The sequence below is a fragment of the Bacteroides sp. L10-4 genome (assembly GCF_013373675.1).
GTDB lineage: Bacteria > Bacteroidota > Bacteroidia > Bacteroidales > Bacteroidaceae > Bacteroides > Bacteroides muris.
Map to the genome: position 1 here is coordinate 1 of NZ_JABXJH010000082.1, position 11,170 is coordinate 11,170.

At 36.7% G+C, this 11,170-nt stretch carries 12 protein-coding genes and 1 pseudogene; 10 read left to right on the forward strand and 3 right to left on the reverse strand.

The features are described from left to right. Positions 1-209 (reverse strand): SH3 beta-barrel fold-containing protein (locus HU824_RS17890; protein ID WP_176469581.1); only part of this gene is annotated, 209 nt, incomplete at its 3' end. Between the two features lie 159 nt (positions 210-368). Next, positions 369-596 carry a hypothetical protein gene (locus HU824_RS17895; RefSeq protein WP_176469582.1) on the reverse strand — a complete coding sequence of 76 codons (228 nt, stop codon included), beginning with the start codon at positions 594-596 and terminating at the stop codon, positions 369-371. A gap of 717 nt (positions 597-1,313) precedes the next feature. Here HU824_RS17895 and HU824_RS17900 point away from each other — a divergent pair. From HU824_RS17900 to HU824_RS17950, 10 genes are all read left to right on the forward strand, one after another. After that, on the forward strand, positions 1,314-1,850 hold the full coding sequence (locus tag HU824_RS17900; RefSeq protein ID WP_176469583.1) for a UpxY family transcription antiterminator: 537 nt from the start codon (positions 1,314-1,316) through the stop codon (positions 1,848-1,850). Between the two features lie 72 nt (positions 1,851-1,922). Then, a complete protein-coding gene (locus HU824_RS17905) occupies positions 1,923-2,411 on the forward strand; it encodes a UpxZ family transcription anti-terminator antagonist (RefSeq protein ID WP_176469584.1) in 489 nt (162 codons plus the stop codon). A gap of 53 nt (positions 2,412-2,464) precedes the next feature. Next, positions 2,465-3,160 carry a CCA tRNA nucleotidyltransferase gene (locus HU824_RS17910; RefSeq protein WP_176469585.1) on the forward strand — a complete coding sequence of 232 codons (696 nt, stop codon included), beginning with the start codon at positions 2,465-2,467 and terminating at the stop codon, positions 3,158-3,160. A gap of 50 nt (positions 3,161-3,210) precedes the next feature. After that, positions 3,211-4,761: a phosphotransferase family protein gene (locus HU824_RS19910; protein WP_255260560.1), complete on the forward strand. Its 1,551-nt coding sequence runs from the start codon at positions 3,211-3,213 to the stop codon at positions 4,759-4,761. A 274-nt stretch (positions 4,762-5,035) separates the two neighbouring features. Further along, a complete protein-coding gene (locus HU824_RS17925) occupies positions 5,036-6,517 on the forward strand; it encodes a lipopolysaccharide biosynthesis protein (RefSeq protein WP_217994224.1) in 1,482 nt (493 codons plus the stop codon). A 1-nt stretch (position 6,518) separates the two neighbouring features. Beyond that, positions 6,519-7,259 (forward strand): sugar phosphate nucleotidyltransferase, encoded by a 741-nt coding sequence (locus HU824_RS17930; protein ID WP_176469587.1) that lies wholly within the window; start codon positions 6,519-6,521, stop codon positions 7,257-7,259. Positions 7,260-7,261: 2 nt separating this feature from the next. Continuing rightward, the gene (locus HU824_RS17935) at positions 7,262-7,879 is read left to right on the forward strand and encodes a GNAT family N-acetyltransferase (RefSeq protein ID WP_176469588.1); all 618 of its coding nucleotides are present in this window, start codon (positions 7,262-7,264) and stop codon (positions 7,877-7,879) included. Next, positions 7,867-8,658, forward strand: coding sequence for a phosphorylcholine transferase LicD (locus tag HU824_RS17940; protein ID WP_176469589.1), 792 nt, complete (start codon positions 7,867-7,869; stop codon positions 8,656-8,658). Before HU824_RS17935 ends, HU824_RS17940 begins: the two co-directional genes overlap by 13 nt. A gap of 146 nt (positions 8,659-8,804) precedes the next feature. Further along, on the forward strand, positions 8,805-9,878 hold the full coding sequence (locus HU824_RS17945) for an EpsG family protein (protein ID WP_176469590.1): 1,074 nt from the start codon (positions 8,805-8,807) through the stop codon (positions 9,876-9,878). A 56-nt stretch (positions 9,879-9,934) separates the two neighbouring features. Further along, positions 9,935-11,011: a glycosyltransferase family 4 protein gene (locus HU824_RS17950; protein ID WP_255260559.1), complete on the forward strand. Its 1,077-nt coding sequence runs from the start codon at positions 9,935-9,937 to the stop codon at positions 11,009-11,011. A 32-nt stretch (positions 11,012-11,043) separates the two neighbouring features. On the opposite strand, the pseudogene HU824_RS17955 reads toward HU824_RS17950, so the two are convergent. Then, positions 11,044-11,170 (reverse strand): annotated as a pseudogene (locus tag HU824_RS17955) (IS4 family transposase); the annotation flags it as partial.

Below are 11,170 nucleotides of genomic sequence, written 5' to 3' on the forward strand. Positions count from 1 at the left end.
AGGGTGGCTTTTACGAGTTTGAATGTCCCGTCCTGCTTGTGGTAGGCTATGACAGCATGCCCGTATTGCATGTGGTCTATCAGGCTTTCTATCCGTTGGGCCATCCATGTGGCGCATGTTTCCGTGTAGTTCTTTTCCAGCATGATACGTATTTTCCATAGGTTTCTCAGTGCTTCGTGAAGTGAAGCGTTCTTTGTTGACTTTCTCATTTTGTAGTCTTTAGAATTAATAATTGTATTGGTTTGACAGGCGGTGTGGCTTCATCCTTACCAAAGTGGCGGCAAAGATAAGTGGTTTATTCCTTAAGTTGTTTATATTTAATTATTGTCAATAAGTTTCGTGGTTTCTGCCCTTTTTTGTTTTATTCCCTATATCTCTCCTGCTACCTTCATTTCCCGCCACACTTCACCGAACTCTTGTATTATGGTGCTTTCCGCCAGCCTTTTATGCTCAGGTGTCCTGAAGTCGAAATGTGAGTATGCCCATTGTGCCAATGCCTTATGGCTTGTCGGCTTTTCTTCTATAAAGTACCTTGACTTTTTCCATAGTATGATGTCTTTAATGACTTCTTTCCTATATTGTGGCAGTATTCCCATAACCTCCCCGCTTGCGGGACGTCCTACTCCCGCTTTAGGGGCTGATATACCGTGCTTTACATTCGTTTCTAGGGTGTCTCTTTTTGTTTTTTTTCCTTACTTTGGAGTGTCTCTTTTGCCTTCATTCTCTAATGCTTTTGGGTTAATAATTAAAATTACTGTAGTTTGTAAAATAAATGCAAAGGTATGCCAAGTTTTCGTTTTTGTGGAGGAAAGGCGGGAATAAAAAATCGGGTTTTATCTTTATGATGGGTTAATACGTTGATATATAAATGGAAATGACTTTGGGCCGGAAGCGTTTTTTAAACGTTCGTTTAATGAACGCAAAGATAAGACTGTTTTTTATATCCTCAAAATGTTTAATAAAAATATTTTAGGAAACCTTTTGCTACTCGGTTTAATATGCAGTAATCCAGTAGATTAAGCATCTTATTTAATATTTAAAATTTCCATTTCCTTTTGTTAACTGATTCCCTATTTCATTTCCTAAAATTTGACGTTCATTAAACGAACGTTTAAAAAACGCTTTTTTCTTGTAATCCGTTCGTTTATAGTTTTTTACCGGAAGGTAATGAAGAACTGCAAAAAATCTGTTGGCAAGAAGGGCACAATGCTTGCCGTATTTTACATAAGGTGCTCGCAAGTGATTGGATACCAGGTATATACCGAGTGTTTAAAGCCCCAGAGGAACACCCTTTTGTGAACAAAATAACGAAAATGGAAACGGATAACGAGGTTGAAGTCTGGCATGCCATGCGTGCCACATACCGCAGGGAGCTTGATGCGGTGCATCTTCTCGAGAAGGAGAACCTCGGCTGTTTTGTCCCCATGCAATATAAGGTAAGCATCCGCAAGGGTAAGAAAGTCCGTACTTTGGTTCCCGTCATCCGTAATCTGGTCTTTGTCCATGCACGTCCTTCCGACGTACAGCGTGTAAAGTCTCAAATTACTTATTTGCAATATATCACCGATACCCGCAGTGGTCAGAAGATAGTCGTCCCCGACCATGAGATGCAACGCTTCATCGCCGTTGCCGGAACCTATAACGACCATTTGCTTTACTTCCAACCCGAAGAACTGAATCTTTCCAAGGGTATGAGAGTCCGTATCACAGCCGGTGACTTTGCAGGTCAGGAAGGTGTCTTTTTGAAAGTAAAGGGCGCACGTGACCGCCGTGTGGTTATAGAGATACAAGGCGTCATTGCCGTAGCCATGGCCACCATCCATCCGGACCTTATAGAAGTGATCAAATAACGATTACTATGTAGGATGTGGCGAAGTATCTTTTTTCCTCTTTAGAATCTAAAATCATAAATTTGAAATAATATGTCTCTTTTAGAAGAAACAATCGTTCTTCAGCGTGCCGCGCACGACTTGATGTATTTGGGCATGGACGGTAGTCCTATCTATAGTGACGACTTGTCACGTCGTAATGGCGAAGTCTATCGCTTGACCACAACTTTGTATAATTCCGGCACCTGGGGCACTACAGTGGAGGAACAGGCCAATGTTTGTCTCGCTCTTTTGATGGGTTACAGCGCCTCGTTTGTCGACCACGGTGAGAAACAGCAGCATGTGCAGGAGGTTCTGAACCGTTGTTGGGATGTTCTTGATACTCTTCCCGCATCTTTGCTGAAACTTCGTCTGCTCACTGCTTGTTATGGAGAGGTTTTCGATGAGCCTTTGGCAGATGAAGCCCGCTCCATCATTGCCTCTTGGGATGCTCCATTGCTGACTGCCGAACAGCAGGAGGCTGTTGATGAGTTTCAGAATGTGATGGAGAATCCTTATCCGTGGGAGGAGGTTGAAGAGTAAAAAAGCGAAAAATCAGTTTCTTTATACCAGGCATCATTATCAAGCTGTTTTTTATGTGGTCAGAAGACGGAAAAATTAAACATCTGTCTAATCATTCGATATTCGAAATTTTATCATCATATCATGTTATTGACGAGTTCTATGTCTGTGGAGGATATGTCCGCAACCGATTCCTTAATGGAGATGGAGGTAAGGATATAGATGTTTTCACCAATTGTACACCCAAACAGTTGTCTGACTTAATATTGTATCTGAACCAATACGGACATACAGAGTATGGACAATACGGTTCACCTCGATTCTATCCTGATTTGGATGGTGAGCATTATATGGATTTGGTACCATTCTATAATTTCGTCGTATCGCCAACGCCTATCCGTACCATCACGGACTTGCTGGCAAACTTCGATTTCACAGCCAATGCAATAGGCATTAACATAAAAACCGGAGAAGTGTTTGATCCTATTGATGGGACAAAGGACATCCAAAAGAAAATCCTGCGGGCTGTCCGACTGGATTTTCCTGAGCGCCCCGTGTCACAATCCATTCAACTCTCTGCGGTATCCGTTTTTTGGTTTCGATTGTTACATTTTCAAAGGACTCTTGGGTTTATATTCGATTCTCGTACAGAACAATGGGTCTTTAAGAACGCATATCGCCTAAAGGATATAGAAATGTTTAAGCAATACTTCTTCACGCCTCAAATCGAAGAAGGGTTACATCAACGATTACAGCATTGCTTACTATAACAGAAGTATTAGAAGCCCAACTCAATGCAGAAGGTTGGCGAAATATAGAGTTGACGTACATCAACAAGGGAGTTATGACCGACACATATCGGTTGAAGTCCGGTCAGAAATGCTATGTTGTACGCTGCTACCCCAAGTTCCGTAGTTGGCTGGCAAAGACCGAATATGATTTCTTAAGGGAGTTCGCAAAGAATGGCATCAAAGCTCCCGAGGCTTATGACTACAAAGAGGCAAAAGATGGCATATCCTATCTCATCTATCAATGGGTTGAGGGTAAAACTCTAAAGGAAGCATTCAACGAATTGAATGAAGATGAACTATCCACTCTTTGTGACGAGATTATAGAGAACTATACAGCCATAAACCGGATTGAAACCAGGAAATTTGGCAGAGTAGTTAAAGGTCGTGTTTATGAGCACAACACATGGCAACATTTTCTTCGGATTGAGATAGAACAGTCACGCCATTATTTCAAATACGAGAAAGATCAGAAACATGTGCATATCTGCGACGGTCTCTATGATTATATCGACAATATTCTGGAGCCAACGTCAAATCTCGTTTGGGGCGACTTCAGCTTGGATAACATAATAGTTACCGAAGATAAACATCTTGCTGCTTTCATCGATTTCGAAGGAATGGTCTCTGGCGACCCGCTTTTGGGCATCAGTTATCTGCTCTCGCAAGAACCGGATCATCCTTTTACAAAATGTATACTCAAAAAATATGGAATCCAAGAAAATTCAGAACAAAGTAAGCTGCTTGACTTCTATGCAGTCTTTAGGTATATAAGGATTGCGCCATACACCCCAAGTCCTACTCCAAACGGTTCAGGCCGCGAGCCACTTAATCAGTTTCTGCCGTATGTGGCAAGAGTTGAGAACCGCTTCGAAAACAAATGCAAATACTGGACCAGAACTAAAAGAGTAATAAAACTTATGTGGAAGAAAATACTGGTATTGCTGTTCTCTATAGCAATATGCATGGCAGCTATCGTAGGAACATGCTGTTTCTACAATTCCACACTTGAAGGATCGCAAGTGTCTGTGAAATTTAATCAATCCAATAATCTTTTGATATCTGCAATCGAACTTCCGTCATGGTTTTGTGTGACAGATTCATGCATAGAAACGTACAAAATCATAGATTCTAATGATAAAAAAATGCTCTACAGTTGCGTTGCTCCATCTGATTCACTTTCAGGCGCGACGGCATATAACGAATATATTAAAAGCGTTGATAAGTTGGCATTCAAGTCTAATACCGAATTCCCCAATACAAAGAATCTCTTACTTTTAACTCTTTGTATGGTAGCACTTGGCTGTTGTGCACGTACCTTTTACGATTATATTGGGTGGGAATGTTACAAAAATGGACAAGATATGGAGACATGGTGGTCATGGTATGTCTTCCGCCCGATAATTGGATGCCCTATTGCTGCTTTCCTCTTGGTTGTATTCCGAACCTCAATGTTTTCTTCTCTTTTTACAACAAAAGATTTGAATACATATCTTGTGGTAGCGTTTTTGACAGGATTCGCCATGATGGAGTTTCTCAAGATGCTTCGTAGGTCTTCCAAGGCTTTGTTTGGGGAAGGGTGATTTGTTAGTATTCAAATTAGGACTCGATGCGGTAAACCTTGAATTATCTGTAATTGGCTATAAATCGAAATGTCTGTCTTCGATGTAACCAGAATTTTTAGAATTATGCATAGTAGCGAAGATTTAGAATAATTTTATTTTCAGTATCAAACTGAGGATTTGCTCTAAGACAGGTCTTTTCAGTCTTTTTGTAAGCAAAATCAGGTTTTCTAATTTATTTATGGATTCTAGAAATAATCGTATTGCCCGAAATACAGTAATGCTCTATGTCCGTATGTTACTGATAATGGCAGTAACATTGTATACATCACGAGTAGTATTGCAAACGCTCGGAGCAGAGGATTATGGTATTTATAATGTAATAGGTGGTGTGGTTGCTATGCTTGGCTTTTTAAATAATTCTATGGCTATAGCAACACAAAGATTTTTAAATTATGAGATGGGAAAAGGAGGTGGAGAAAATCTGTTCAAGGTATTCTCTATGTCTTTTATCAGTTATTGTATAATAGCAATTGTTGTATTTGTTTTATCAGAAACAATAGGTTTATGGTTCATATTGAATAAATTGGTTATTCCTTCGGAAAGATTGTCGGCAGCTGTATGGATATATCAATTTAGTATTCTTACGATTATATTCAATTTGCTTTCAGTACCTTATAATGCTGCAATCATTGCTCATGAACGGATGTCGGCATTTGCGTATATTAGTGTTCTTGAGGTGGTAGGTAAGCTGGTTATGGCTTATTTGATAACTGTTTCTCCTATTGACAAATTGATATTTTACGGATTGTTAATGTGTCTGATTTCTTTGATAGTTCGTCTTGTATATAGTCGCTATTGCAAAATACACTTTGAAGAATGTCGGGTACGATGGATTTGGGATAAAAAATTGTTGAAGCAATTATTTGGATTTTCCGGATGGATGTTGGCAGGAACATCTTCTCATTTGTTCACTACACAAGGGGTGAATTTTCTTATCAATATGTTTTTTGGTCCGGTAATGAATACGGCTAGAGCCATTTCTATGCAGGTGTATAATGCGATGAACTCTTTTGCTTTGAATTTTATGATGGCTACACGACCGCAAATAGTAAAGGCATACGTTCAAAATGATTACAGATATATGTATAAGTTGATATTTAGTTCAACTAAATTCTCTTTTATATTATTGCTTCTTTTATCATTGCCAATTCTGTTACATACAGACTATATATTGGTCTTATGGCTCGGTCAGGTTCCTGAATATACTTCTTTGTTTGTCCAATTGACCATTATAGACTTGTTAATTTCATCTTCTTTTTCACCTATCGCTTCTCTGTCGCAAGCCTCAGGTAAGATTAAAAATTATCAATTGATTATTTCTATTGGATATTGTTTGATTTTTATTGTTACATGGATATTGTATAGAGAAAGTTTTCTGGCTTATGCCACTTGTTTTGTTTCTATTATTATTAATCTTATAGGAGTATTTGCCAGAGTTTTCGAACTGAATTATTCACAATGTTTTCCTACAGTAGCTTATATAAAACAAGTGTTGTTTCCAATTTTTATATCCTTCTTGGTTGTTTTTTTAATTTCTTGTTTTTTTAAGTCGGTATTGGTTGTGGAAAATTCAATCGTTTGTTTATTGCTGAATACATCTATATACTGGGGAATAACTTGTATTATAGTATGGGCTTTGGTTTTGGATTCTAATGAAAGGAAAATGGCAAGAAACATGGTATATAAAACAATTCATAAATTAACTTTTAAATAATATGCAAGCATTGATTTTGGCTGCTGGTTATGGCAAGCGGTTGCGACCTCTTACAGATATAACTCACAAATCATTGGTAGAAGTCAACGGTGTTCCTCTTTTGATAAATACGCTGAATTGTTTGTCGGGAAGGAATGTGACGGAGGTTTTATTGATAGTAGGTGATAAGAAGCATCTGATTATAGAGAAAATCGGGCATCAATATAAGGACATGAAAATTACTTATATTGAGAATCCTTTGTATAAAGAAACCAACAATATCTATTCATTATGGCTTGCTAAGAATTATATACATGATGATGTGGTTATGTTGGAATGTGATTTGTTTTATCGTCGTTCGCTGATAGATATTCTGTTGAGGGAGGACGATGCCGAGTGCCATGTGCTTGTTTCACCGTTCAACCGGGAAACTATGGACGGAACAGTTGTGCATATAGATTCAGCCGGGTATATTGATTCATTGCTTATTGCCCGTGACCAGAAGAAAGGTGGAGATTATACAGAAATGTATAAGACTGTAAATATGTATACCTATAAAAAAGATTTTATTTGTCACCAATTTATGCCGGCCATAGAGTATTATGTTACTACGCATGATGTGAACAGTTATTATGAATTGGTGCTGGGAGCATTGATTTATTTAAGAAACAATAAGATAAAGGCGGTAACTGTTGACGCAGACGAATGGTGTGAGATTGATGATATGGAGGACTTGAAGCGGGCAGAAGAAAAATTCATTTGAGAATGGCTTTAGAAATTATTCCCAAACCGGACTCTATTTCATGGGAAGAAATAACGGATTTATTGCATCAGGCATTTGCTGAACATAGTTCAAGAGGATTACATTATGGTGCATGTAATCAATCTTCAGAAGTAACTCGCCAAAGGGCGGGAAGTGGAATTTGTTTTGTTGCTTTGTTGGATGGTAAGTTAGTGGGTACTGGACTTGTCAATATTCAACAAAGATATGGCAAGAAGATTGGATACTTGAGCCAACTTGGAGTGCTTCCAGAGGTTAAAGGGCAAGGTATCGGTACTAAAATTAGGGAAACGGTAATTGATATTTGTCGTCAAAGAAGTGCAGATGCTGTTTATTGTAATACATCAGAGAAGGCTGGGAAAGTAGTGAGGTTTTATCTGGAAGGGAGATGGCAGAGGATAGGATTATTGTCATTTGAGAATACAAACTACTACTCAATAGAATTTCGTTATGTTGTTAGTGGTCGGAAATATACCGCAGTGGAAGCCAAGGTGAGGTTTCTGCTTTCTTATTTATTCTGTAAGAGCTTGTGGAGAGAAGACGGTAGTTTACGTCCTGTCGGAAAATTATTGAAGATGTTTAAGGGATTATGCAAGAGATAACATTAGAAGAACGGAAAAAATTGCAATTTGAGATATTGTGCAGTGTGCACGATTTTTGCGTAGAAAATGATATCACTTATTTTTTATCGAGTGGGACGCTTATTGGAGCTGTTCGACATCAGGGATATATTCCTTGGGATGATGATATAGATATTGCTATGCCTCGGAAAGACTATGACCGTTTTTTTCAGTCATATTCGTCCCAATATCACAAGGCGATAAACCTAAATATGGATGTTCGATGGCCTTATGCCTTTGGACGGGTATGTGATACTCGTACTTTGCTTAAAGAGAAAAATATGGATTGTGTGAATCTAGGCATTTGTATAGATGTTTTTCCTATGGACGGATTGCCGGATAGCAATTTTAGATGTAAGATGCATTTGTTAAAAATTTTCGTTATTAGATACTTGATTGCACATAAATATTATTTTTATCAAAATCAGTTAAGTAGATTGCGTAATATTTATCATTTGGCACTCAAATATTCTATATTTCCATTGCCTATTCCTTTTTTATTAAAAAAACGAGATTCTTTGATTCGCAAATATGATTGGCAATCTTCTACTAATGTAGCAAGTTTGGCTAGTACGACAGAAAGAATTCCTTGTAATAAATCATGCTTTACACATATGCTATATGAAAAATTTGAAGGGCAATTATTTTGCATTCCATGTGGTTATGATATTTGGTTACGTTTAATTTATGGAGATTATCTAAAACTTCCTCCAGTGGAGAAGAGGATTATTCAACATGATTTTATTGCATATTGGAAGTGAAAAGAGTGGATGACATTTGTCGCGGATGAATTTTTAGAATCAATACTGGCGATATTGAAAAGTAGGTTCATATTTTGAATTATTAGATAGGCAACCTTTACAAACGGTGTTTCCTTGTACAATACGTCCAATTTGAACGCTTACGTATGTTTATTTATTTGTTTATTTGTTTGTTATTCGGGGGATTTGCTATTGCTAATCCGTATATAACTATTAAAGCTGGAAATAAATACATTAAACCCTATTTTTTTTGTATACTAATTTTTACCATTTTTCTTATTGTAGCTTTCAGAAAATGTGGTTTTGATTATGATAACTATTTATATTGGTTTAATAGTCTTCAGTCGGATACTTGGAGGAATAACGCTACAACTATGGGGATAGAGATAGGGTATGCTTGGATTAACAATGTGGTTGGTAATTATCGTACATTGTTGATTGTAATGGCTGCATTGACAATAGGCATATATAGTGCTTTTATTTATGAGAAATCACCATATCCATTTATTTCTTTATATCTTTTGCTTAGTGTTTTTTTGTATCCAACACTAATGGGACAATATCGTCAAGGTGCGGCTATTGCTTTTTTCTTGCTTGCGTTATTATATCGTAAAAATCGGATTCTATTTTTTACAATAATAGTTTGTGGTAGCTTCATTCATGTTTCTATCTTGATTACTTTGGTTGCTTTATTCATACCCGATAAACTGTGGACCAAGAAACTATTTATGACTATTATTGTAATTGCTCTTTTTTGTAATGTTGGGGGCTATGAAATATTCATGAATATGATAGATTCTATGCCTGATTTTGTGGCTACTAAATTGAATGTATACCAAAAGGCAGAGCAAGGGACTGTATTGGGATTCAATTTAGCTATGCTATTACGACTTATCATCTTCCTTATTTTTTATAAAGAAAGGTATTGCATTTCTCAATACAAAGATGGAACTTTTTATTTGAACTTATATTTTGTATCTCTATTTGTTTATTTAGGTTTTGGATTTCTTCCACAACTTGGGGGGCGAGGAAGTATATATTTCTATTTTATGGAGTTGATTCTTGCAGCAATGATAATAAAGAGAGGGAGGCAAAATAGTTTTTTCTATTTGATTTTTTTTCTTTTTGTTGGTATGTATCGCCAGATTTCATTTTTTTCAGTATGGTATGAAGATTACATTCCATATAAATCAGAATTATTGTTTGTGGAGGGATTATAATTAATTTTATTATGAGGATTGTCTATTGTTTGCATAGTACATTCAATTCTGGAGGTATGGAGCGGATTGTTCTTGGAAAGGCTAATTGGCTTGTTGAGCATGGTTATGAAGTGACAATTATTACAACAGAGCAAAATGGGAGGAGTGCTTTCTTTCCTATGCATTCCTCTATAAAACAATTCGATTTAGGTATTAATTATTCAGATTATAATGAAGCTTCTTTTATTCGAAAGTTTTTTGCGTTTCTTGTAAAAAGGAGGTTGCATAAACGTAAACTTAGAACTTTTCTCAATAATATACGAGCTGATATTGTAATTTCTACATTTGGTAATGAAGTTGGTATACTTCCATCAATAAATGATGGAAGTAAGAAGGTTGTAGAAATCCATTTTTCTCGTTTTTTTCGAATACAAGAGAACCGTAAAGGATTATTTAGTTTGGTAGACTATTTTCGTAGTTTTTGCGATAAAAGAAATGCGTCTAAATATGCGCGTCTTGTATTGCTTACAAATGAAGATGTAAAACATTGGCCTAAATTAAAGAATATTGTTGTTATTCCTAATTTTACTTCAATTACAAATGAGACATCAAATCAAAATACCAAAAGAGCCATTAGTGTAGGTAGACTTACATATCAGAAAGGTTATGATATGCTTATTCATATATGGGCTAAAGTTGTTCAACGTCATTCAGATTGGCATCTTGACATATTTGGTAGTGGAGAAGATGAACAGAAATTGCAAGATTTGATAATGCAATATTCTATTCCTAAATATGTTACAATCCACAAACCTTCCCCTATGATTGTTCAAGAGTATCTTAATTCATCCATATATCTTCTTTCTTCTCGATATGAAGGATTCCCCTTGGTACTTTGTGAATCAATGAATTATGGATTAGCTCCTGTGGCAATGGCATGTAAATGTGGACCTAAGGATTTGATTATTGATGGTGAATCTGGTTTTTTAGTAGATGAAGGTGATATTGATACCTTTGTTGAAAAAACCTGTCAGTTAATTGAAAATAAATCTCTTCGTGAGCGTATGGGAAGAATTGCTCATCAACGGATGTCTCAATACTTTACTCCTGAGGTTATAATGCAACAATGGACACAATTATTTGATGAACTGTAAGTAGATGTTCATAATTGGTTTATATCATAAGGTTAAGTACATGACAAAAATTTGAAAACATCGAATTTTGGGGTATAAGTCGGACGCATAAGTATGGTCGAAATCTCTTCCAATCCATATTTGACAAGCGACTTTGCCTTTCTTCCATGTTTCAGAATC